Genomic DNA, 23,638 nt, shown 5'->3' on the forward strand with positions numbered 1-23,638 from the left:
AGCAGAATACGGAAAGGTTTGAATGAACCCATGACTCAATACACGCCAATGATTAAACAATACTTACAGGTGAAGGCAGAATATCAAGATGCCTTTTTATTTTTTCGTTTAGGGGACTTTTATGAAATGTTCTTCGATGATGCCATTTCAGCTTCTCAGGAACTGGAAATCACCCTGACAAGCAGGGACGGTGGAGGGAAAGAACGGATCCCGATGTGCGGAGTTCCATACCATTCTGCGCCCAATTACATAGAGCAACTGATCAATAAAGGATACAAGGTCGCCATTTGTGAACAAACAGAAGACCCGAAGCATGCCAAAGGGGTCGTTAAGCGTGAAGTCGTACAGCTCATCACCCCGGGTACCGTGATGGAAGGGAAAGGGTTGAGCGATAAAGAGAATAACTATATCGCCGGAGTGGTTTCCTTTGAAGATGACACATACGGCCTTGCATACAGCGATCTATCGACGGGTGAAACCAACGTCACCCTTGTAGCCGATGGCGCGGGGCAGCTATTGAATGAACTGTCCACCATTGGGGCCAAGGAGGTAGTCATAACGCCGGATATGGAGGAGGAGCAACAGCTTAAGCTCAAAGAACGTCTTGACGTGACTCTCTCATTCGAGGCAGGTCAAGGACCACGTGATGCATTCGAGCACTTACTCGAAGGGCTGGAACAGGAAAAATTAAAACAGACGGCAGCCCTTCTCATGCATTATCTGTTCAGGACTCAAAAGCGGAGCCTGGATCATCTGCAGAAAGTTGAGACTTATCAATTGAACCATTTCATGAAAATGGATTACTATTCCAAACGAAATCTTGAGCTGACGGAAACCATTCGTTCCAAAGGCAAGAAAGGATCTCTCCTCTGGCTTCTGGATGAAACCATGACCGCAATGGGAGCGCGCCTTCTCAAGCAATGGATCGACCGGCCTCTCATCTCACGCGGGGAGATTGAAAAGAGGCAGATGGTCGTCGAAGTATTCCTTGAACGGTTCTTTGAAAGACAGGATCTGAGGGAAAGGCTGAAAGAAGTCTATGATCTTGAAAGACTCGCAGGGCGAGTGGCATTTGGAAACGTGAACGCAAGGGATTTGATCCAGTTGAAGAAATCCCTCCAGCAGATTCCGATTTTGAAATCCCTCATCGCATCACTGGATCATCACTCCATCGATCGCTACAGTAAGGAACTTGATCCGTGTGAAGAACTGACGGATCTTCTGGAGCTTGCCCTCGTTGAAAATCCTCCGCTTTCCATCAAGGAAGGCAGCTTGATCCGGGATGGGTATCACGAGGAGCTGGATCAATATCGTGATGCCAGCCGCAATGGAAAGTCGTGGATTGCCGCTCTTGAACGGGATGAACGCGAACGTACAGGGATTCGTTCCCTGAAAGTCGGCTTTAACCGAGTGTTCGGCTATTACATCGAAGTAACAAGGGCAAACCTTCACCACCTTGAAGAAGGAAGGTATGAAAGGAAGCAGACGCTCACAAACGCTGAGCGTTTCATCACACCGGAGCTGAAAGAAAAAGAAGCGCTCATCCTGCAGGCAGACGAACGCAGCGTGGACCTTGAATATGAGTTATTCATCGGGATCAGGGAACAGGTGAAGGAATTCATCCCGCGCCTTCAACGACTGGCAAAAGTTGTGAGTGAACTCGATGTTCTTCAATGTTTTGCCACAGTCAGCGAAAAGCGGCACTACAGCAAGCCTGCCTTCAATGATGAAAGACGGATCGCCGTCAAGGATGGCCGCCACCCGGTGGTTGAAAAGGTCATGGGGGCGGATGGGTATGTGCCCAATGATTCTTATATGGACAGCGAGCGGGAAATCCTCCTGATAACCGGACCGAATATGTCTGGGAAAAGTACGTATATGAGGCAGCTTGCCCTTACAAGCATCCTGGCCCAGATTGGCTGCTATGTCCCGGCTGCTGAAGCAGATCTTCCGATATTCGATCAGATATTCACGAGGATCGGAGCGGCAGACGATCTGATATCAGGACAGAGCACGTTCATGGTGGAAATGCTTGAAGCAAGGAATGCCATCATCAATGCGACGGAGGCAAGTCTGATCCTGTTTGACGAAATCGGACGCGGGACGTCCACTTACGATGGAATGGCCCTGGCTCAGGCGATCATCGAGTACATCCATGGGCATATCGGTGCCAAGACGTTGTTCTCGACTCACTATCATGAACTGACGGTACTGGAAACCGAACTGCCTAAAGTCAAAAATGTTCACGTGAGTGCCATGGAGCAGAGTGGGAAATTGGTGTTCCTTCACAAAATCAAAGAAGGGGCGGCAGATCGAAGCTACGGGATCCATGTGGCGGAACTTGCCGAGCTTCCGGAGATCCTCATTACAAGAGCCAATGAGATCCTTTCGGCCTTAGAAAGCAAAAAAGGGATGGAAGAATCAGCAGCGACCATTGTAAAGGAGGATGAGCCTGGCCAGCTTTCTTTCTTCGAAGAAGGAAAGAAACAGAAGACCGTTTCAAAAGAGCTATCCACAAAGGAAACAAAAATTCTGGATGAGCTTAAGAAATTGGACATTCTTGATATGACTCCGATTGATGCCATGAACACCCTTTACGGAATCCATAAGAAACTGAAGAAATAAGGAGGCAGTATCGTGAAGATCTTTCAGCTCGATGACTCCCTATCAAATAAAATAGCAGCCGGGGAAGTGGTGGAGCGCCCTGCATCCGTGGTGAAGGAGCTCCTTGAAAATAGTATCGATGCAGGCGGCACCATCATCGAAGTCCATGTGGAGGAGGCAGGACTGAACTCCATCCGCATCATTGATAACGGGGATGGGATTGATGAAGAAGATGTCAAAACGGCATTCAAGCGACATGCCACATCAAAGATCAAGGATGAGAACGATCTTTTCCGTATCCGCACCCTCGGGTTCAGGGGAGAGGCCCTTCCAAGTATCGCCTCCGTCTCCTACTTCACAATGAAGACCTGCACGGGAAATGGGCCAGGAACCAAAATAGAACTTGCAGGTGGTATTGAAGAAGCGTTTGAGAAGACTTCTTCTCGCAAAGGCACCGATATCACGGTGTCCCAACTGTTCTTCAATACGCCGGCAAGGTTGAAATATATGAAGACGATTCACACGGAACTGGGCAATATCACCGATGTGGTCAACCGTATTGCTCTATCTCACCCTGAGATTTCCATCAAACTCCTCCATAACGGAAAGTCGCTCCTCCATACGAATGGGAACGGAGATGTGAGGCAGGTCTTGGCATCGATCTACGGACTCGCCATTGCGAAGAATATGGTGCCGATTCACGTGCAGTCCCTGGATTTTAAGGTCACAGGCTATGTATCCATGCCTGAGATCACCAGAGCTTCACGCAACTATATTTCAACCATGATCAATGGACGATTCATAAAAAATTATGCACTGGCTAAAGCGATCGGGGAAGGATATCACACCCTTCTGCCGATTGGCCGGCATCCCATTGTCCTGTTGAATATTGAAATGGATCCAGTCCTTGTCGATGTCAACGTCCATCCTTCCAAAATGGAGGTAAGGATCAGCAAGGAGCAGGAGCTTAACACCTTGATCAGTGAGGGGATCAAAGCCGTATTCAAAAAGAAAGAGCTCATTCCGACCGGGTCTGTCGCACCAAAATCGATGGCCGCCAAGTCTGAGCAAACGTTCATGACCCTCGACCACGTTTCTCGCCCGAAGCCGACTATTCCTGATACGGTCAAGGAACAGCAGCCGGCGATGGTGGAGACTGTGACCAAGGAAGAGGCATACTCAAAGCCAGTCTCCATGGAAGTCCCTCATGAGGTGGAGAAATTCCTGAACACTGTTCCCGTCGAAACAGTTTTGGAACCGGATGAAAGAGAGGAACACTCAAGGATCCCGCCCCTTTATCCAGTCGGACAGATGCACGGCACCTATATCTTTGCACAAAATGACCAAGGTTTGTATATCATCGACCAGCATGCCGCTCAGGAGCGGATCAAATATGAATTCTTTAAAGAAAAAGTAGGCGAAGTTGCCAAGGAACTGCAGGAAATGCTTGTGCCCATGACCCTGGAGTTCTCCACTGATGAATTCATCAAGATCGATGAATGCAGGGGTATGCTCGAAGAGGTCGGGGTATTCCTTGAAGACTTCGGTCATAATAGCTTCATCGTCAGGTCCCACCCACAGTGGTTCCCTAAAGGTGAGGAGCAGGAAACGATCGAGGATATGATTGAACAGGTCCTGAAGATGAGCCGTGTCGATATCAAGAAGCTACGTGAAGAAGCGGCCATCATGATGAGTTGTAAGGGTTCCATCAAGGCAAACCATCATCTTCGGAATGACGAGATCCTTTCCCTCCTTGATGAGCTGAGAAGGACAACAGATCCATTCACCTGTCCCCACGGACGACCGATCATCATTCACTACTCCGTCTATGAGATGGAAAAAATGTTTAAACGGATTATGTAATAGAAAAGCAGGGAGATGCGCCGCATCCCCCTGCTTTCTTTTTATCCGTACTTTTTCTGATGCTGTTTTTTCCTCTTGAGGTAATCTTGATCCTCTCTTACTTGTATCCACTTTTCTTCGAAAATAGAAGCGGATTCTGCTTTTTCATCATCTATTTCCCTATCATTCACATTTCCATCTTTGTCGTATTTCTTACCACCAGGGTAGTTGGCATACCTCCTTGCCCTTGTATACCCCATCTGCAGGAACTTCCGGGCCATATCCATCCCCACAAAATCATCTTTCTTCTGATAGTCCAGGAACATAGCATGGATTTTCTCAGATGATTCCTGTGCAATCGCCGGCGTCTTGAACTTCCAATGAGGCAGGATCTCGCTTTTATAAGGTTCGACCATCAATACTCCTTGTTCTCCTCGCCCGACGCGGTACAGTTCAGGGGACTCTCTGAAATCGATCTGTTTATAGTCTAACGAATAGTCAAAAGCCATCACTCCACCTCCTACGGCCCATTTACCCCATCCTCCCAGGTGGGAAACAGATTCTTCTCTTTCTCCTTTGGAGGAATTTAGAGAATGAAAGGATAATAGTATATAGAAGGAATGAGAACGCTTTATTATGAGCGGGAGGGGTGTAGGAGATGAATGGAAAGAACAAAGATACATATATGGAACCTTCTTATCGAGTGGACAAGCGCAGTTTTACAAAAAGGGAGCACAATCGTTTTGTGAAGCTGAAAGGAGTGAGGGATTGGTCAGGCGTCTCGTGGGATCAGGTGGGAAGACCGTTCGAGGTGACCCGGGTTTCCAAAGAGAAGAAAGAGTGGGAGCTGAGGGAAGGGAAAGCCTTGCCCGTCCATGCTTCATGGGAGATGTTCAATCGTTCCTTCCATGAGTGGTTCGTGAAAGATGTACCGGACAGTCTGAGTCACAACAGAAAGAAGATTGTTGGGGATGCCCTAAAGCTTCATCTGACATCATCTGTGGAAGCGATGAACGATCATTTGCGCCTGCACTTATGGAATTATGTCCACCGGATCCAGGATGGAATATGGGACCCCAGGGGGAAACGGGAGTTGTTCAAGGGATTGGATGTCAAGAAGCCAAAAATCTTATTTCTTGGTGCAGCAGAAGGGTATGAAGCGATGCAGTTGGCCGCCATGTACCCGGGAAGCAGCATCGTGATGGTAGATTATGATCCTTTTTGTAAGGACACCCGGTATGAGGATTTCCCTGAATCCTATCCCTTTCTAGGAGAAAATCCCGATACCGGCGGGATGAAAGTCTACCATAAGAGCGATTTCCCTACAGACTATGTAATCAGTGATATCAGGGAGCTTTCCTATGCTAAGGAGTTTGATATCGTCCTGAGTGTCGGGTTATTGGAGCATTTCCCTGATGAGCATAAGCCTGAAGTCGTCGATTGGCACCGGAAATTCCTTAAGCCTGGAGGGTACATGATCCTTACGACCCCAAGAGCCCAGTGGAAGTCGAAGGTGTATTACAATCTTATGGCAGATGTGATGAATCATACGTATCGTGAGCTCATGACGGTAGAACAGATGGGACTCTATTTGTATGAAAACGGGGCCGACATCCTCCAGCATGGATACATCAAAGTGCATAACGGAATTATTGCAAAGACGAGATAGGGAGGGGTTAAGTTGGAAATAAAGCTTAAAAAGAATCGGAAAAGAACAATCATCATAGGAGGGATCGCCTTCCTGTTTCTATGCATGACTTCCCTCATCTTCTATGCCGACTCGTTCATCGGACGCTCGCTTCCTCAGCTTGAAGGGGAACTGGCTGTTCCCGGCCTCTCGGGTGATGTAGAGGTGGTGAGGGACAGCAAAGGGGTCCCCCATCTCTCTGCTTCGAGTGACCGGGACCTTTATATGGCCCAAGGGTATATTCAAGCGCAGGACCGATTGTTCCAAATGGACCTTAGTCGAAGGCAAGCGTCAGGCCGACTGAGCGAGGTAGTAGGAGAAAAGGCCGTTGACCGGGATAAGTTTTTCCGTACCCTCGGCCTCAGACGTGCTGCAGAAGCTTCTCTTGAAGGGTATTCACCTGAAGTCAAGGAAATCCTGGGATGGTTTGCAGATGGGGTGAATGCCTATATCCAAGATTCCAAGGTGACAAAATCCTTGCCGGCCGAGTTCACCCTCTTGGGGTATGAGCCTGAGAAATGGACGGAAGTAGACTCATTGACAATCGGGAAGTATATGGCTTTTGATCTTGGTGGCCACTGGCAAGGTCAGGCTTTCAGGTATTGGGCTCTGCAATCATTACCGGAGGACAAGGCAATGAACCTTTTCCCTTCCTATCCCGAGGATGCCCCCACGATCATACATGAAACCAAAGAGCTTTCCATGAAATGGGGAAACGCCATTTCCGAGCCTGTCATTCCACCTGAGATGAACGGAAGCAACAACTGGGTGGTGAGCGGTTCGAAATCGGAAAGTGGATATCCCATGCTTGCGGATGATCCCCATCTTTCGTTGGGGAGCCCGTCCATTTGGTATCAGATGCATCTTGAATCGCCAGACGTGAATGTGAGCGGGGTGATCTTTGCGGGGATCCCAGGCATCATACTCGGTCATAATGAAACGATTGCATGGGGTGTGACCAACACCGGTCCGGATGTCCAAGACCTTTACATTGAAAAGCGCCACAAAGATAAGAAAAATCACTTCCTCTATGATGGGGAATGGGAAGAGGCCGAGGTGATTAAGGAGCCCATTGCTGTAAAAGACAGCGAGACGATTCCGTATGAGGTCACGGTTACACGCCACGGCCCGATCGTATCGGAATTCGCGAATCAGGATGATAGCGAAAACGCGCTATCCATGAGATGGACCGCCCTTGATCCGAGTCTCGAGTTGCAAGCCATCATCGACATGAATAAGGCGTCCAATTGGACCGAATTCGAAAAGGCAATGGAAGATTTTCATACGCCTACCCAGAACTTCGTATTCGCTGACAACGATGGGACGATCGCATACAAAGCAAACGGCAAAATACCCATCCGGAAGAAAGGGGACGGACTCCTGCCGGTACCAGGATGGACATCGGATTATGAGTGGACGGGATTCATTCCGTATGAAGAACTGCCTAGGGTCGTGAACCCAGCCGAAGGATACATCGCCACCGCTAACAATAAGGTAATCGGGGATGAGTATCCTTATCATATCAGTCATCATTGGGCGGGTCCTTATCGGTACATGAGGATAAGCGAGGTACTTGAATCAAAAGAGAAGCTGACGAAGCAGGATATGAAGGACCTGCAACATGATCATATGAATTTACAGGCAAGGGAGTTCGTTCCTCTCCTCTTGGATGCACTGGAAGGAAAGGAGGTTTCTGTGCAATCCCGGGAAGCCCTTCAGCTGCTCGCGGATTGGGATTATGAGGATGATGCCGATGAAGCCGCTCCGCTTTTATTCCATCATTGGATGGACCGGATGAGCAATGAGCTTTTTGATGACAGTATCCCGAACGATATGATGAAGCTGTTTGAAGGAAAACAGAACGTAGTGGACGAACTGATCAGGAAGGCAGCGAAAGGGAAGGTTTCCCCATGGTTTACGGAACAGGGTGGATTCGAATCATTTCTTGTCGAAAGTCTGTCCGATACACTCGAGGATGGTTTTGATCGATACGGTTCAAATATGGACGAGTGGGCATGGGGAGATTATCACAGAGTCTACTTTGAAAATCCCCTTTCCTCGGTTTCATCCATCCTTGAATGGTTCCTGAACCGGAGAAGCCCTGAACCAGTCGGAGGTAGTCGGGTCACCGTGGGGGCTGCAAGCTATAATGATGAAGGGATCGTCAATCACGGGGGCTCGTGGCGATTCATCATTGATACAGTAGATATGTCTAAGGCCGACCATATCGTGGGACCTGGTCAGTCCGGTCATTTTAAAAGCCCTTGGTATGATGATCAAATCGATGACTGGATAGAAGGAAAGTATCATGAAACGACACTTAAATCACCTGCGGACGGCAAACAGCTCCGTTTGGTACCGAAAACATAAAGTGGGGCCGGAGAGTCCGGTCCCTGTCCAACGGGAGGAATGTTAATGGAGGAGTATGCAACATCACTTGCAAAACGGATCAGTGGGCTGTTCGGGAATAAGCTGACGGGGGTCTATCTTCATGGCTCATTGGCCATGGACTGCTTCAATCCCAGAATCAGTGATGTCGATCTTCTCATCATCGTGGAGGATGGAATCAGTAACGATGAAAAAAAGGCGCTCGATGACTTGTTCCTAAAGGAATACGTAGGCGATCGCCTTCCAGCAAAAGGGTTGGAAGCCAGCGTCTTGAGAAGGAGGAATGTCCGCCCATTGCTGTATCCGACACCTTTTGAGTATCACTTTTCAGATATGCATATAGACGCCATAAGACGGGGAGCGGCTACTTTCCCAGCAACAGACCCAGACATTGCCGCCCATATCGCCGTCATCCGCACACGGGGGAAGGCATTGATTGGTGAGCCGATCGAAGCGGTTTTTGCCCCAGTTCCATACAATTACTATATGAAGTCCATTTATTACGACATTCACGATGCGGAAGCGGATATTTTGAAACAGCCGACCTATATGATCCTTAACCTGTGCCGGGTGTATCAATTTTGTATCAAACAGTCTGTCGCTTCAAAAAAAGAGGGAGGAGAGTGGGGACTCCAATCCCTACCGGTACGTTTTCATTCCATCATCCAAAAGGCACTGAAGGTGTATGAAACGGGGAAAATGTGGCAAACAGCCGTTGAGGAAGAGGCTTCTTTGACGGATTTTGCTGTTTATATGACTTCTTCCATCAGGGAAAAGAGTATCAATTTTCTCGATCATGACGATAATTTGAAGATATAATACATCTTTACGTATCATTATGGTACGATAGCGAATGAGGAATGACTACATAGAAGGCAGTGGATAGACGTTGAACAAAGAAAAGCTAATCGTCTTGATCGGTCCGACGGCCGTAGGGAAGACGAAGACGAGCATCGAATTGGCCAAGGCATTCGATGGCGAAATCATCAGTGGGGACTCCATGCAGATCTACAGGGGAATGGATATCGGCACGGCGAAAATCCGCCATGATGAGACGGAAGGAATCCTCCACCATCTGATCGATATTAAAGATCCTGTTGAATCGTATTCGGCTGCTGAGTTTCAGCAGACGGTCAGGAAATTGATCACAGAGATCCATGCGAGGGGTAAAATGCCCATTATCGCCGGAGGGACCGGTCTTTACATACAATCGGTCCTCTATGACTACCGATTCACTGAAACGCCGGGAGACGAAGCGTTCAGGGAGCGCTTGGAGGCCGAATCACGTGAGCTCGGTCATGAAGCCATGCATCGCAGATTGGCTGATGTGGACTCTGAAGCGGCCTCTCAGATCCATCCGAACAATATACGCCGGGTGATCCGTGCCCTGGAGATCCACCACACTACAGGAAAGACCATGACAGAGTATCAAAAGCAGCAATCCCGGGATCTCCAGTATGATGTGGCTCTCATCGGCTTGACAATGGATAGGGACAAGCTTTACGAGCGGATCAATCTCAGGGTGGACATGATGATGGCCGACGGGCTTTTACCCGAGGTGAGATCCCTGTATGAAGATGGGATCAGGGGTGTCCAATCGGTGCAGGCGATCGGGTACAAAGAGATCTACGACTACTTTGACGGTAAGGTGAGCCTTGAAGAGGCCGTGGAGAATCTGAAACAGAACTCTCGAAGGTATGCAAAACGGCAGCTCACGTGGTTCCGGAACAAAATGGATGTCGACTGGTTCGATATGACTGCATCGGAGCACCGTGATGAAATAATCGCCGACATTTCGAAATTCATTGCAGGAAAGCTCGACTTAGAGTCGAATAATTAGTATATAGAGATATAGAGGAGGATGCTCGATGAAACAATCCATTAACATTCAGGATCAATTCTTGAATCAACTGCGTAAAGATGGGTCACCAGTTACTGTTTTCCTATTGAATGGTTTCCAAATCCGAGGTCAGGTGAAAGGGTTTGATAATTTCACCGTGTTATTTGAAACGGAAGGGAAGCAACAGCTTGTTTATAAGCATGCCATTTCCACTTTTGCACCTCAGCGAAATGTTCAACTGAATTTCGATGAGCAAAACGTGTGATCATAGTTCAGGAATGGGGGCCGCTAAGCGGTCCTTTTTTCATTTTTAAAAAATGGCGTGCCCAGCCTTATGTGTTCGTACCGGCCGGTTGTACCCGTGGAAAATATAGTTCCTGATGAAAATAGGATTAATGAATCCTCATCTATTGAATAGAATGATATGAGGGGGATACGATAATTGCTGCCTTGACTCAAGAATGACGGACGATTTATTTCTCGGGAAAGCGCAGGAACTGACAAAAGAATGTTCCTTTGTCGAAGCGTACCGGGGGTGAAAATCCGCAGAATGTGTTTGCATATAGAATGGCGAGGTGAACCCTTTGGACCAACAACCGATGCGAATGAAGAACAACGGTCAGATCAGCATCGTCCTCAATTCACAAAAACGGAATCCGCTGCGGGATACGATGATACAGGAATCCATACCACAATCCATGCCTCAGGAGCATGCTGCTTTGAAGGAAATAGAAGAAGAATTGGGTACGCTCATCGGAATGGACGAAATGAAGAAAATGGTGAAGGAAATCTATGCTTGGATATACGTGAATAAAAAACGGGAAATGATGGGGTTGAAAGCGGGCAAGCAAGCACTTCATATGATGTTCAAAGGAAATCCTGGAACAGGGAAGACAACCGTGGCACGGATCATAGGCAAGCTGTTCCTGAAGATGAACGTGCTGTCGAAGGGACATCTTATAGAAGCCGAGAGAGCGGATTTGGTAGGAGAATACATTGGTCATACTGCTCAGAAGACCCGTGATCTGGTCAAAAAAGCGCTGGGCGGGATTTTGTTTGTTGATGAAGCCTACTCACTTGGGCGCGGGGGAGAGAAGGATTTCGGGAAAGAAGCCATCGATACCCTGGTAAAGCATATGGAGGATAAACAGCATGAGTTCATCTTGATCCTAGCGGGCTATTCCAAGGAAATGGATCATTTCCTTACGCTGAATCCAGGTCTTCAGTCAAGGTTCCCCCTCGTGTTTCATTTTCCCGATTATTCCGTCGATCAGTTGATGGACATCAGCAAGCTCATGCTGAAGGAAAAGGAATATATGCTCAGCCATGATGCCGAACGGAAAATACGGGAGCATCTTCACGGGGTGAAGAATGCCATTACCGCAAACGCATTTTCCAATGGCAGGTATGTACGGAATATCCTTGAGAAATCCATTCGTGCCCATGCCATGCGTCTTCTCATGGAAAATAATTATGATCGGCACGAGTTAATGACACTGAGGAGCAACGATCTTGTCTTCACACGGAAGGACAGCGATTAAAAAAACATGCATTCGTGATGAATGCATGTTTTTTCAGGCTTCCGATTGGATCCTCTTATTCGGCAGTTTCCATTTATATAGATAGGAAAACACACGTAACGCCGTGGTAATGACGAAGAGAGCATATAATTCAATCGGTGATTCGGCCATCCCGAACCCGACAGCCACACCTGAGACGACGGCCCATACCGCGTAAATCTCAGATCTGAATACAAGGGGTTTCCTGCCGGCAAGCAAATCTCTGACAATCCCGCCTCCCGTACCCGTCAGCACAGCGGCCACGATCACTGCGCTCATGGGATGATCCATGTTGACGGCATACAAGGCACCCTGGATGGCGAAGGCAGACAAACCGATGGCATCAAAGAAGTTGCCCCACCGTTTCCAATGCTTCAATAGATTGTGGGGGAATAGAAAGACGGCGGTAATGGCAAGGAGGGCGATCTGAAAAAGCATGCCCTGCTCCCATAGGGCGGAAATGGGTACTCCGATCAATAAATTCCGGATTGCTCCGCCACCGAAAGCCGTGACAATACCGAGTACGTATACACCCAATATGTCATATTCTTCTTCCATCGCTACAATCGCACCTGACACCGCGAAGGCAACAGTGCCGATGATACTCAATACTTCCCATGTCATACCCTGGTCTTCCTCTCCTGCTCGTACTCTTTAAACCTATCTGATTGTATCATGGCAACATGGATTTGCAACCATTTTTGCCATAGTGTTTGGAAGGAATATTTGATATGATTGGTCTGTTGGCCCGCAGCATTCAGATAGACTGTGAGCCGGCGCAAAGGAATTTGAAAGCAGAAGGGATTTTATAGACATGTTTGATCAATTAAAACACGGAGAGGTCCTGCAGCCGCTAGCCCGATCCGTTGAACAATCCATAGCCCACATCCATGCAGCCATCGATGAGCGGGCAGAACGAAATCAATTCAACGTACTAACTTCTTTTCAGAAGCATCGGGTGAGCGACTCCCATTTCAACCCTTCGACAGGATATGGGTACGATGATGCAGGAAGGGATACGTTAGAGAGCATATACGCAGATGTGTTCGGCGGAGAGGCGGGACTCGTCCGTCCCCAGATCATTTCGGGCACACATGCGATATCCATCGCGCTCTTCGGCATCCTCCGTCCTGGAGATGAATTGGTATACATAACAGGAAAACCTTACGACACCCTTGAAGAAATCGTCGGGATCAGAGGGAAGGGTGCAGGCTCCCTGAAGGACTTCAATATCGACTACCGGAGCATCGACCTTACTTCCGACGGGAAAGTAGACTTCGAGGCAGTAAGATCTGCGCTGGGCACGAAAACGAAAATGGTGGGGATCCAGCGTTCGAAGGGATACGCCAACCGTCCCTCCTTCACAGTGGAAGAGATCAAAGCCATGATTGATTTCGTCAAAGCGATCGATCCATCGATCGTCGTTTTCGTTGATAACTGCTACGGTGAATTTGTTGAAGACCGTGAACCATGCCATGTCGGTGCCGATCTTATGGCGGGATCGCTCATTAAGAATCCCGGAGGCGGACTTGCCAAAACGGGAGGATATATCGTAGGAAAAAAAGAACTGGTCGAAGCGTGTTCGTACAGGATGACCTCACCTGGTATCGGTGCTGAGGCGGGTGCTTCCCTCTATAGTCTCCAGGAAATGTATCAAGGATTTTTCCTCGCTCCCCACGTGGTGGCCCAATCCTTGAAAGGGGCCGTCTTCACCAGCGCATTCCTGACAGAGCTCGGGATGGATACGAATCCGGCACCCGATGCTCCACGGACCGATCTGATACAATCTGTCCAATTCGGGGACAGAGACCGGATGGTCGCCTTCTGCCAGGCGATTCAATTCGCATCCCCGGTGAACTCTCATTTCACCCCTTATCCGAACTATATGCCGGGTTATGTTGACGATGTCATCATGGCTGCAGGCACGTTCATACAGGGGGCGAGCATCGAATTATCGGCAGACGGACCATTGAGGCCACCATACGTTGCGTATGTACAGGGAGGACTAACCTACTCCCATGTGAAGATCGCGGTATGCACGGCCGTCGATGAATTGATCGAAAAAGGTTTTATGACCCATATAAAAGGTTAATAAGATATGTACAAAAGGATAGTCGATCAATGGCTATCCTTTTTGATTGTTCAGCGGAGTGCAGGTGAAAGAATCGAACTATTCAAAAAGGACTCTCAAAAAATATGTAAGGAAAGCTAACATATTATTGACAGAATTCCTGACATTGAATATAATGAACACATGAACGAACAACAAAAGGGGGAATCACGATGAGCGGAAGTGAAATTCGTCGAACGATGGCATTGTTTCCAATCAGCATTGTCATGCAGCTCACGGACTTGACGGCTCGTCAGATTCGATACTATGAAGAGCATGAATTGATCAATCCGGCTCGTACGGAAGGAAATCGCAGGCTCTTCTCCCTGAACGACATCGATAAACTCCTGGAGGTCAAAGATCTTTTGGAACAAGGGATCAACATGGCCGGAATCAAAAGGATTTTCGCTGTCTCGGGTCAGGAAACGAAAGTAGCATCTGATGACGTTAATGGCAAGAAGGAAGAAAAAGCACGGCAGGATCTTTCTGACGATGATCTCCGCAAGCTGCTCCGGAATGAATTGATGCACTCCGGGCGCTTCAGTAAAACATCTCTTCGTCAAGGTGACATGTCACGCTTCTTTCATTAAATAAAAACCTTTACTAAACCTGAGGAGGAATTACGCAAAATGGCAAAGTATACTCGTGAAGATGTACTAAGATTGGCGAATGAAGAAGGTGTAAAATTCATCCGTCTCCAGTTCACAGACATCCTGGGAACAATTAAAAACGTAGAAATCCCTTTCAGTCAGCTTGAAAAGGCGCTAGACAACAAAATGATGTTCGATGGTTCTTCCATTGAAGGATTTGTACGTATCGAGGAATCGGATATGTATCTTTTCCCTGATCTTGATACGTGGTTGGTATTCCCTTGGACAGCTGAAAAAGGGAAGGTTGCCCGTTTGATCTGTGACATCTATAACCCAGATGGGACTCCGTTTGAAGGAGATCCGCGTAATAACCTCAAACGTATTCTAAGCCAGATGGAAGAGCTTGGATTTACGGATTTCAACCTCGGGCCTGAACCGGAATTCTTCCTATTCAAGCTGGATGTGAATGGTGAACCTACTCTTGAATTGAATGATAACGGAGGCTACTTCGATCTTGCACCTACGGATCTTGGAGAAAACTGCCGTCGTGATATTGCCCTTGAGCTTGAAGAAATGGGCTTTGAAATCGAAGCTTCCCACCATGAGGTTGCTCCTGGTCAGCACGAGATCGATTTCAAATATGCCAATGCACTCAAGGCATGTGACGATATTCAAACATTCAAGCTGGTTGTTAAGACCATTGCCCGCAAACACGGTCTGCATGCTACCTTCATGCCAAAACCGTTGTTCGGAGTGAACGGTTCTGGAATGCACTGCAATATGTCACTATTCAAAAGCGGAGTGAACTCATTCTTCGATGAAAAAGGCGATCTTCAATTGAGCGATACAGCGCGTCAATTCCTCGCCGGTATCATCAAGCATGCTACGAGCTTCACGGCCATCACGAACCCTACGGTCAACTCTTATAAACGTCTTGTTCCTGGATATGAGGCACCATGTTACGTTGCGTGGTCAGCTCGCAACCGTAGCCCTCTAATTCGTATCCCAGCATCACGCGGACTCAGCACGCGCGTTGAAGTGCGAAGCGTCGATCCGGCTGCCAATCCATACCTTGCAATGAGTGTACTGCTTGCCGCAGGTCTTGATGGAATCAAGAATAACCTGGAAGCGCCAAAGCCAATCGATCGTAACATCTACGTTATGGACAAAAAAGAGCGTGAAGAAGCAGGAATCACTGACCTTCCGGCAACCCTTCATGCTGCCCTTGAACAGTTGAAAACAAATGAAGTCATCGTCGGTGCTCTTGGTGAGCATATCTTCGAACACTTTGTGGAAGCAAAGGAAATCGAGTGGGATATGTTCCGTACACAAGTTCATCCTTGGGAGCGCGAGCAATATATCCAAATGTATTAATCTATCAAACCCCTTGATACCACTGGTATTGAGGGGTTTTTAGTTTGTGGGTGAAAGTCGATTTTTTTTAACGATCCACAGAGCACCCACAAACACCCTGTTTGTCTGTAATGATTAAAATAACTACCAAAATTCAGTAAAACTTAAAGATGTTGAACGATATTTCACCCTAAATTCTTATCCATATTCGTCCGAAAAAGGATTGCTTGTAAATTATTCACTAATTGTAACGGATTGTTTAGAGAGTACCAGAATTCTGACCAGAAGAGTAAAAATAACATCCTTAATATTTGGATAGTAAATTCTTACAAACAATTTTCATGAAGTCGCATAAAATGTTTAATGTAAGGATTGATTGGTCATCAATCCTTTTGCAAGTTTGCTAGGGATCGGCCAGATCTTTACTCTTTCTCTAATTATATTAGAGAAAGAGTTTTTTTCGTTCATTAACTATTATTTTGAATTTGTAAGTAGAAATTAAGACTATTCTATTAAGGTAATTGAGAGTAAATGGGGCAAGCGTACAAGCATAAAATATTTCACCACATATTCTATAGAAAAGAAAGGTGGTGAAATAATATGGATTGCTTCAGTAAACCTTTAGGAAAAGATGTTAAATGTCCTCAAAGGCCAAAAAGGGAATGTAAAGACGCTCATTTTGAGAACTGTGCTCCTATTTCTGGTAGTGGAAACAGGGACGTAAATGTAATTTTTGATGTTGACCCCAATAGTCTTCATGTAACGGCTGCGGGGACTATCGAAAATTTCAGTGATCAATCATTTAACGTTCGTTTTGAAAGAGAGAATAGTGCTCCAATAATTATTCTAGTAGCACCCCATAGTTCTATTACTTTTGTCTACGATAATCTAATTAGAATTACGACTACTGGTACTGCTCCTGAGAGAACCTATAATGGTTCGTTAAAGATTCAATTGCACTATACCTTTGAAAGAGTTTGTAAAAAGTACTAATAAATTTGAGCCTCGAACTCTTTCGGGGCTTTTTAATCTTGAATTTTTAATAGAAGGATTTCAGGAATAACAAAAGAGGGTTGGTAAGAAATAATAATTACATTATAATGTGATTGTTAACTAGGATATTGAAGTTAGTATAGACTATAAAATGACATAAATGATTTCATTTGCTTAAATAGGTGAGTTAAGATGCAATCATATTCAAAGGACTCGAAGGTCAAAGGACATTACAATTAGGGAATTAAGTGTAATGACAGGTATATCTCTCAATTACCTATCACAAATTGAAAATGGAAAAAAGAATCCCTCATTAAAGAAATTGACTATAATTTTTTTCACTTACAAATTGGTTGGGAAGACTTGTTTGAGCGTATTTGATGAAATTTTAAATGTAAATAAAAGAGAATGCAATTAATTAGTTTGCATTCTCTTTCTTATTTAAATTAAGTCGCAGTTTGTAATAAATGAGGTTGGACTGCCTTGCGATACAAACGGAACAAGGGTTTGGAAAGTAGTGGTTGTATTATCGGTAGCGAGGATTTCCCAAGTAATCTGACCAGTTACTGTATTCAGAGTAGCGGTCACTTGCGCTTCGAATGTTCGTGAAGGACCATTATTTATCCGCCCGTTAATAACCCCCTCAACAGTAGCGATCGTTAACCCGGCCCCACAAGTAATTGAGGTGCGTCGTCCCTGTGTAAACTGAAAGTTCTCTCCGTTACCCGCGTTAAAGACGAAGTTGAAATTATCGACTGCTGGATTGCATATACCCTGTATTCCTTCTCCACACTCAACGACTGTAATGTTGAGTGTGCCGGTGTAATCGGTTGTGTTGCCAAATTGGGTAACACGGATTTGCGCACCCGGTTGAGCCCCGCCTTGTGTGTTTAACCTGAAACGACATGGACAATCTTCCGGAGGAAATGGACAATCAACCGATACGTTTACAGGACCGGCAGTAACGTCTTGCCCACCGACTGTTGCAGAGGCTGTAATTGTCACCGTCTCCACAGCACCAACTGCAGGTTGAACGGTGGCGGTGTAAGACCCGTCAGCCTGAGTGATGGCTGGATTAGGATTAACAAAGACATTGTTGCCAGGGGAAGCGACCGTGAAGATTACCGGTATGCCAGCCACTGGAGAACCGTCACATAATAAAGTGCCGTTTATAGGAGCTCCGTCGCACCCCACTACGATACCTGGAGGAACTAGGGTTAAGGAAGGATTCGCACATTCAAGGCAACTGGCGCGGACGTAAGCTGTCGTGGAAATCGGGATATTATTGACTTCAGCACTGGCAGTGATCGGTACTCCCTCCTGCACATCTGTGCCAAATGGAACCGTAGCTAGACTTTGGAATTCTCCGTTTTGATCGGTTAAGACTTGAGATGGTGTAAACTCGACCAAGGAACTTGAAAGCGTTACTTCAACATTTGGAACCGGTGTGCCTTCACATAACACTCGACCAGTGATTGGCTTGCTGCAACTGATTGGAGATGGGTTATCGAGCTGAATGATTGGATTCACGCATTCACAATCGACTAGGACATTTCTTGTAGGGGATGAAGTCGGAATGCCACCTACTATTGTAGAGGCTTGGATGGTAATAAGCTCGCTAGCTCCGACACTTGGAAGGATTGTAGCTGTATATGTTCCGTCAGCCCCGGTTATGACCGGATTTGGTGATATGATAACTTCGGCTTCAGGTGGGAAAATGGTGAATGAAATCGGTGCGCCTGAAATCGGCTGACCATCACAAGTAAGTTGGCCGGTGATTTGATCCCCCTCACATCCTACTGTCTCTGCCGGTACGTTTAACGTAAGAATTGGATTGGTGCAATTTTCACACCCAGCAATGACCGTGCCAGTAGCAGATACAGGAATACCAAAAGGGGTTGCAGTTGCCGTATACGAAACGGTTTGATTTGGGGTTCCTGGTGCAACCGTGACAACACTTGAAAATTCACCGTTTTGATTTGTCACAGAGGTCGGAGTCGTGAAGTTTAAGATAGGATTTCCGGAAAAAGTGACGGGTACATTCGGTATTGGAGTGCCGTTGCATGTTAAGCGACCTGAAAGGGTACCATTACAGCTGATTTGCATAACCTCATCCAAATCAATGGTCGGATTATCACATGGTGGGCAGATGACTCGAATGGATTGGGGAGTGGTACTGACGACTATGCCACCTACAGTTGTTGTGGCTGTTAATATAATGGTTTCATCTACTCCCCTAAATGGAAGGAGGGTGGCTGTATATTCCCCGTTAACTCCAGTGGTAGCTGGATTGGGATTGACAACGACCCTTCCCGAAGAGCTCTGAACAGTGAAGCTAATAGCTGCACTTGGTATAGATTGGCCATCACATGTCAATCTTCCACTGATTTGAGCTCCTTGACACGTAACTACTTCAGTAATGGCGTTAATCGTTAACGTAGGGTTTTGACATACTATACACCCGACCCTGGTGGTGATACTTGTCGTATCGGTTTGTCCATTTATTTCAGTGGAAGCCGTGATGATGACATTTGGAGTAATGGGAGTACCTCTCGGAATGGTAACGGTTGTGGTGAATTGACCAAAACGATTAGTAACAGGTCGTGGATTAGCAAAAATCAACCCTGGAAAAGACGATGACAACTCTACAATTTGTAAACTCAGAGGTCGCATATCACATAACACCCGTCCAGTAATGGTCCCAGTGCAGCTAATGGCTACGATTTGATCCAACTGAATCATGGGGTTTATACAATCCGCAGGAAAAATGTCAGGACAGCCTTTTGGAGCTAACCTTTGAATACATAAATTTTCAACGTTATCTTTTTTTTCTTCATTAAACAATTGCGTTTCTCCTCTCAGTAAATAAGTCAAATCTTCACCATCAACATATGAAGATAGAGAAACGTAGGTACGCCCTTTTTATATGTTCCAATGCTATAAGAAAAAAAGGGTGGAATTACGGGTGAATCCACCCACAAAACACCCACACTTTTAATAGAAGTTACTATATAATATCGAAAGATTTTTTTTGAAGCCCCATTATATCAACAATTAATCAAAGTTATTATATGGAATTCTCCCAGGAAATCTAATCCGTACTCAAGTAACCCTTGGAAGCGCGAGCAATATATCCAAATGTATTAATCTATTGAAAAATCCCCCAGAAGGATCTCATCCTTCTGGGGGATTTTTGCAGTTTAGCCAAAATGAGTTTATCGCAAACTCCAGCTGCAACAGGTTGTGAATGCTCATTAGAGTATTTGAAATTGGAACGACTACTATATAACCAATGGTTTCGATGAGAGTAAAAGGAAATTGTCCGCTAATAAAAGGATGATCATAGGGGAAACGGATGCCTGGGCATCCGTTTTGCATTGATTCATTAAGCTGTTAAAGTCGTTTTTTGGTCTATCAACAGTAAGGAGTCCTGAATCTTTTTACTTGATGAGCTAAGTCCGATCGTTTCTACTTCACACCCCTGGTCTTTGAACTTCGTCAAAACTTTGGCAAGGGCTGCCACAGCGGACTCATCCCAGATCTGTGCACCGGTAAAATCGATTTTGACATGTTGTACCTCATCAGACAATTGGAATGCACCCACAAGCGTATCCACGGATGCAAAGAACAATTGACCCTCCACTTTAAAATGACGATTCACACCCTCCACTTTTTCCGTCACCTTCAGCTTGGATATCTTGGCCACAAAGAACATGGCGCTGAGCAATACCCCTGCAATGACCCCTTTTGAGAGGTCGTGAGTGGCAACCACGATGGCGACGGTGATGAGCATCACTGCGGCATCTGCTTTAGGGGCTTTCCTGATGTAACGGAATGATGACCAGTCGAACGTACCGATAGAGACCATGATCATGATTCCGGCGAGAACCGCCATGGGGATCTTCACGACGAAATCCCCAAGTACGATGATTAGGAACATCAGGAAAGAGCCTGCAACAAAGGTGGATAATCGCCCCCGTCCACCTGATTTTACATTGATCACCGACTGACCGATCATCGCGCATCCGGCCATCCCACCGAAGAATCCATTGATAATATTGGCGATTCCCTGACCCCTTGCTTCCTGATTTTTATTGCTGTCCGTATCCGTCATGTCATCTACGATGGAAGCCGTCATAAGGGATTCGAGTAATCCTACAATCGCGAGGGCGAGTGAGTAGGGTAAAATGATACTCAATGTCTCAAGTGAGAACGGGATATCGGGAAGGAAGAACGATGGCAAGGTCTGACGTATCGTCCCGAGATCTCCCACGGTCCTCAAGTCTGCTTTTGAAATCAAGGCAATGGCAGTAAGCACCACAATAGCCACTAGGGGTGAGGGGATGGATTTTACGAATCGGGGGAGCACATACACAACCACCAATGTCACCGCCACAAATACATAGGTCATCCCATTAATGTTGAAAAAGTGAGGCACTTGAGCTGAAAAAATCAGAATGGCCAAAGCATTCACGAATCCGATCATCACAGCGCGTGGGATGAATTTCATGAGCCTTGCGATTTTACATACCCCGAACAGGAGTTGGATGACTCCTGTCAGGATAGTGGCTGCCAACAGATAGTTTAACCCATAATCTTTGACAAGAGGGACCATGACAAGGGCCATGGCACCGGTAGCAGCAGAAATCATGGCAGGTCTTCCGCCGACAAAGGAAATGATGACGGCAATACAAAAAGAAGCGTATAGCCCGACCATTGGATCGACACCGGCTATGATGGAAAAGGCAATGGCCTCAGGAATGAGCGCAAGGGCTACGACGATTCCCGAAAGGATGTCTCCCCTGACATTCGAAAACCATTGTTGTTTTATGGTATTCTTCATATTGTCACCTCTAAAAAATCATAAATTTTAATTCAATAGAAAACAGTTTATCACCGTTTTTCCCAAAAGTGAACCTTTTCGGGAAAAACAATTCCAAACAGGAGAGGGGGAAGGAGATAGGTATGATCATCGGATACTACAGACCGAGCAATGATGATCCTGAAGGACGGATTCAGGAGAAAAAACTGCTGGGAAAAAAATGTACGGTTCTATACAAGGAGGAACATTCTTCACCGAAGAGGAGAGTGAACTTGGAAGCACTGCTTGCAGAAGCAGGGCAGGGGGATACGGTCGTCGTGGCTTCTTTAATCGACTTTGCTGATTCCACCCGGCAGCTATTGGAACTGTTGAACGAGTTAGAAACGAAAGGGACACAGTTCATTTCCATATCTGAAGGGCTGTCGACCAGTCCTGGGAAGACGTACCGTTTTCAGGAGGTATTGGAGCATCTTATAAGCTTTCAAAGTGATGTGATCAGTGAAAGGACAAAAAAGGGCATAGGAGAAGCGAAAGAAAAGGGAGTCAGTACGGGGCGACCGCGAAAGCCTGATGAAAACGTAAAAAAGGCCATAGCCATGTATGAATCAAAAACCTACAGCCTGGCAGAAATAAAAGAAAAAACGGGCATCAGTAAGTCCACTTTATACCGCTATCTTGAAAGATAGAAGAAAAGGAGCTTCCGCCACATGTGACGGAAGCTCCTTTTAGCTTGTCATTTTAATGAACTTGACGGTAGACACCGACGACCTTGCCCAAAATGGATACATTGCGTAGGATGATCGGATCCATGGAGGAATTTTCAGGCTGAAGCCTCACGAAATCTCTTTCTTTGAAGAATCGTTTCACGGTCGCTTCATCTTCTTCCGTCATGGCGACTACGATCTCCCCATTGTTGGCGGTTTGCTGTTGCCTTACGATGACGAAATCCCCGTCGAGGATACCGGCTTCGATCATACTGTCACCCATGATTTCCAGCATGAAAGTATGCTCGTCAGCAGGAGCCATTCTTTCCGGGAGAGGAAAGTACTCTTCGACATTTTCAACCGCTGTGATCGGTTGACCGGCTGTGACTTTCCCGATGAGGGGAACATTCACAACATTATGGCGGGGGATCGAGTCTTCCACCAGGTCGAGGATCTCGATGGCTCTTGGCTTGGTCGGATCCCGGCGGATGAGGCCTTTGCTTTCGAGTCGGGCCAGATGGCCGTGGACAGTGGAGCTTGAGGCAAGTCCAACGGCTTCCCCGATCTCACGTACGGAAGGCGGATAGCCCTTTTCTTTTACGGAGCTTTTGATATATTCCAAGATATCCTGCTGCCGTTTGGATAGTTTTGTCATAGTCACGCACCTCAATCTATCGATCTTATGTTCCCATTATAACATGGGGATGGGAACGATACAAACATAAGTTCGAATTTTTGATTGACTCCAAACGGATGTTCGTATTATGATGGATACAACAAACAGAACAAACATTCGTATGGAGGGGAACATTATGGTAGGCAAACTTTGGGCGAATTACTCATATATACTCGTATTTTTTGGTTTGGCACTTATGGCTTCAATCTATTTCATTCTTCAAATGGGAGGCGGAGTATCTTATCATAGTATCGAGGTACAGGATGGTGATACGCTCTGGACCATCGCAGAGGAATACAGCAGCGACTCTTCCATGTCCACCGATGAATTTATCAAGTGGGTGGGAGAAAGGAATAATCTTTCCACTTATACAATTTCTGCGGGTGATTCACTAGTGCTTCCAGTCGAAAAGAAGCTCGGGATCAACGGGGATTATCAGTATGTCATGAACGAGGAATAGAGGGATTTTT

At 46.4% G+C, this 23,638-nt stretch carries 20 protein-coding genes; 15 read left to right on the forward strand and 5 right to left on the reverse strand.

Features of this window, described 5'->3' with window-relative positions:
- The first annotated feature begins 30 nt into the window (after positions 1-30).
- Entirely contained in the window at positions 31-2,625 is a 2,595-nt protein-coding gene (gene mutS, locus K6T23_RS10565) for a DNA mismatch repair protein MutS (RefSeq protein ID WP_238284288.1), read from the forward strand.
- A gap of 9 nt (positions 2,626-2,634) precedes the next feature.
- The gene (gene mutL, locus K6T23_RS10570) at positions 2,635-4,467 is read left to right on the forward strand and encodes a DNA mismatch repair endonuclease MutL (protein WP_238284412.1); all 1,833 of its coding nucleotides are present in this window, start codon (positions 2,635-2,637) and stop codon (positions 4,465-4,467) included.
- Between the two features lie 41 nt (positions 4,468-4,508).
- On the opposite strand, the gene K6T23_RS10575 is transcribed toward mutL, so the two are convergent.
- Positions 4,509-4,955 (reverse strand): DUF4385 domain-containing protein, encoded by a 447-nt coding sequence (locus tag K6T23_RS10575; RefSeq protein WP_079515996.1) that lies wholly within the window; start codon positions 4,953-4,955, stop codon positions 4,509-4,511.
- Positions 4,956-5,104: 149 nt separating this feature from the next.
- On the opposite strand from K6T23_RS10575, the gene K6T23_RS10580 reads away from it, so the two are divergent.
- The 6 genes from K6T23_RS10580 to spoVK all read left to right on the forward strand — a co-directional run bounded on the left by K6T23_RS10580 (position 5,105) and on the right by spoVK (position 11,902).
- Entirely contained in the window at positions 5,105-6,115 is a 1,011-nt protein-coding gene (locus tag K6T23_RS10580) for a class I SAM-dependent methyltransferase (protein ID WP_056536970.1), read from the forward strand.
- Positions 6,116-6,127: 12 nt separating this feature from the next.
- Positions 6,128-8,503 carry a penicillin acylase family protein gene (locus tag K6T23_RS10585; RefSeq protein ID WP_420493499.1) on the forward strand — a complete coding sequence of 792 codons (2,376 nt, stop codon included), beginning with the start codon at positions 6,128-6,130 and terminating at the stop codon, positions 8,501-8,503.
- Positions 8,504-8,548: 45 nt separating this feature from the next.
- On the forward strand, positions 8,549-9,340 hold the full coding sequence (locus K6T23_RS10590) for an aminoglycoside adenylyltransferase domain-containing protein (protein WP_238284289.1): 792 nt from the start codon (positions 8,549-8,551) through the stop codon (positions 9,338-9,340).
- Positions 9,341-9,410: 70 nt separating this feature from the next.
- Positions 9,411-10,361, forward strand: coding sequence for a tRNA (adenosine(37)-N6)-dimethylallyltransferase MiaA (gene miaA, locus K6T23_RS10595; protein WP_238284290.1), 951 nt, complete (start codon positions 9,411-9,413; stop codon positions 10,359-10,361).
- A 28-nt stretch (positions 10,362-10,389) separates the two neighbouring features.
- Positions 10,390-10,626, forward strand: a complete 237-nt coding sequence (hfq, locus tag K6T23_RS10600; protein WP_048003951.1) for an RNA chaperone Hfq — start codon at positions 10,390-10,392, stop codon at positions 10,624-10,626.
- 334 nt (positions 10,627-10,960) lie between these two features.
- Entirely contained in the window at positions 10,961-11,902 is a 942-nt protein-coding gene (gene spoVK, locus K6T23_RS10605) for a stage V sporulation protein K (RefSeq protein WP_053427805.1), read from the forward strand.
- Between the two features lie 33 nt (positions 11,903-11,935).
- Here spoVK and K6T23_RS10610 read toward each other — a convergent pair whose 3' ends face one another.
- Positions 11,936-12,544 (reverse strand): trimeric intracellular cation channel family protein, encoded by a 609-nt coding sequence (locus tag K6T23_RS10610; protein WP_238284291.1) that lies wholly within the window; start codon positions 12,542-12,544, stop codon positions 11,936-11,938.
- A gap of 190 nt (positions 12,545-12,734) precedes the next feature.
- Here K6T23_RS10610 and K6T23_RS10615 point away from each other — a divergent pair, with 190 nt between their 5' ends.
- The 5 genes from K6T23_RS10615 to K6T23_RS22375 all read left to right on the forward strand — a co-directional run bounded on the left by K6T23_RS10615 (position 12,735) and on the right by K6T23_RS22375 (position 17,384).
- Positions 12,735-14,012 (forward strand): methionine gamma-lyase family protein, encoded by a 1,278-nt coding sequence (locus tag K6T23_RS10615; RefSeq protein WP_238284292.1) that lies wholly within the window; start codon positions 12,735-12,737, stop codon positions 14,010-14,012.
- 191 nt (positions 14,013-14,203) lie between these two features.
- Positions 14,204-14,620: a MerR family transcriptional regulator gene (locus K6T23_RS10620; RefSeq protein WP_056536955.1), complete on the forward strand. Its 417-nt coding sequence runs from the start codon at positions 14,204-14,206 to the stop codon at positions 14,618-14,620.
- Between the two features lie 39 nt (positions 14,621-14,659).
- A complete protein-coding gene (gene glnA, locus K6T23_RS10625) occupies positions 14,660-15,994 on the forward strand; it encodes a type I glutamate--ammonia ligase (protein WP_053427200.1) in 1,335 nt (444 codons plus the stop codon).
- A gap of 579 nt (positions 15,995-16,573) precedes the next feature.
- Positions 16,574-16,966 carry an S-Ena type endospore appendage gene (locus K6T23_RS10630; protein WP_238284293.1) on the forward strand — a complete coding sequence of 131 codons (393 nt, stop codon included), beginning with the start codon at positions 16,574-16,576 and terminating at the stop codon, positions 16,964-16,966.
- 202 nt (positions 16,967-17,168) lie between these two features.
- Entirely contained in the window at positions 17,169-17,384 is a 216-nt protein-coding gene (locus K6T23_RS22375; protein ID WP_420493507.1) for a helix-turn-helix domain-containing protein, read from the forward strand.
- 23 nt (positions 17,385-17,407) lie between these two features.
- Here K6T23_RS22375 and K6T23_RS10635 read toward each other — a convergent pair whose 3' ends face one another.
- Entirely contained in the window at positions 17,408-19,810 is a 2,403-nt protein-coding gene (locus K6T23_RS10635) for a hypothetical protein (RefSeq protein ID WP_238284294.1), read from the reverse strand.
- 541 nt (positions 19,811-20,351) lie between these two features.
- Positions 20,352-21,809: a SulP family inorganic anion transporter gene (locus tag K6T23_RS10640; protein WP_238284295.1), complete on the reverse strand. Its 1,458-nt coding sequence runs from the start codon at positions 21,807-21,809 to the stop codon at positions 20,352-20,354.
- A gap of 122 nt (positions 21,810-21,931) precedes the next feature.
- On the opposite strand from K6T23_RS10640, the gene K6T23_RS10645 reads away from it, so the two are divergent.
- Positions 21,932-22,474 (forward strand): recombinase family protein, encoded by a 543-nt coding sequence (locus K6T23_RS10645; RefSeq protein ID WP_238284296.1) that lies wholly within the window; start codon positions 21,932-21,934, stop codon positions 22,472-22,474.
- A gap of 52 nt (positions 22,475-22,526) precedes the next feature.
- On the opposite strand, the gene lexA is transcribed toward K6T23_RS10645, so the two are convergent.
- Positions 22,527-23,147: a transcriptional repressor LexA gene (lexA, locus tag K6T23_RS10650; RefSeq protein ID WP_053427197.1), complete on the reverse strand. Its 621-nt coding sequence runs from the start codon at positions 23,145-23,147 to the stop codon at positions 22,527-22,529.
- 157 nt (positions 23,148-23,304) lie between these two features.
- Here lexA and yneA point away from each other — a divergent pair, with 157 nt between their 5' ends.
- Positions 23,305-23,628, forward strand: coding sequence for a cell division suppressor protein YneA (yneA, locus tag K6T23_RS10655; RefSeq protein WP_238284297.1), 324 nt, complete (start codon positions 23,305-23,307; stop codon positions 23,626-23,628).
- The last annotated feature ends 10 nt before the right edge of the window (positions 23,629-23,638 follow it).

Origin of the sequence: Rossellomorea marisflavi (genome assembly GCF_022170785.1) — a bacterium.
In the GTDB taxonomy this organism is placed as follows: Bacteria; Bacillota; Bacilli; order Bacillales; family Bacillaceae_B; genus Rossellomorea; species Rossellomorea marisflavi_B.

Excerpts from the sequence above, each read along its gene's own strand:
- mutS (WP_238284288.1), top strand. The coding sequence starts at position 31 with ATGACTCAATACACGCCAATGATTAAACAATACTTACAGGTGAAGGCA.
- K6T23_RS10575 (WP_079515996.1), bottom strand. The coding sequence starts at position 4,955 with ATGGCTTTTGACTATTCGTTAGACTATAAACAGATCGATTTCAGAGAG.
- K6T23_RS10580 (WP_056536970.1), top strand. The coding sequence starts at position 5,105 with ATGAATGGAAAGAACAAAGATACATATATGGAACCTTCTTATCGAGTG.
- K6T23_RS10590 (WP_238284289.1), top strand. The coding sequence starts at position 8,549 with ATGGAGGAGTATGCAACATCACTTGCAAAACGGATCAGTGGGCTGTTC.
- hfq (WP_048003951.1), top strand. The coding sequence starts at position 10,390 with ATGAAACAATCCATTAACATTCAGGATCAATTCTTGAATCAACTGCGT.
- spoVK (WP_053427805.1), top strand. The coding sequence starts at position 10,961 with ATGCGAATGAAGAACAACGGTCAGATCAGCATCGTCCTCAATTCACAA.
- K6T23_RS10610 (WP_238284291.1), bottom strand. The coding sequence starts at position 12,544 with ATGACATGGGAAGTATTGAGTATCATCGGCACTGTTGCCTTCGCGGTG.
- K6T23_RS10615 (WP_238284292.1), top strand. The coding sequence starts at position 12,735 with ATGTTTGATCAATTAAAACACGGAGAGGTCCTGCAGCCGCTAGCCCGA.
- K6T23_RS10620 (WP_056536955.1), top strand. The coding sequence starts at position 14,204 with ATGAGCGGAAGTGAAATTCGTCGAACGATGGCATTGTTTCCAATCAGC.
- glnA (WP_053427200.1), top strand. The coding sequence starts at position 14,660 with ATGGCAAAGTATACTCGTGAAGATGTACTAAGATTGGCGAATGAAGAA.
- K6T23_RS10630 (WP_238284293.1), top strand. The coding sequence starts at position 16,574 with ATGGATTGCTTCAGTAAACCTTTAGGAAAAGATGTTAAATGTCCTCAA.
- K6T23_RS10640 (WP_238284295.1), bottom strand. The coding sequence starts at position 21,809 with ATGAAGAATACCATAAAACAACAATGGTTTTCGAATGTCAGGGGAGAC.
- K6T23_RS10645 (WP_238284296.1), top strand. The coding sequence starts at position 21,932 with ATGATCATCGGATACTACAGACCGAGCAATGATGATCCTGAAGGACGG.
- lexA (WP_053427197.1), bottom strand. The coding sequence starts at position 23,147 with ATGACAAAACTATCCAAACGGCAGCAGGATATCTTGGAATATATCAAA.
- yneA (WP_238284297.1), top strand. The coding sequence starts at position 23,305 with ATGGTAGGCAAACTTTGGGCGAATTACTCATATATACTCGTATTTTTT.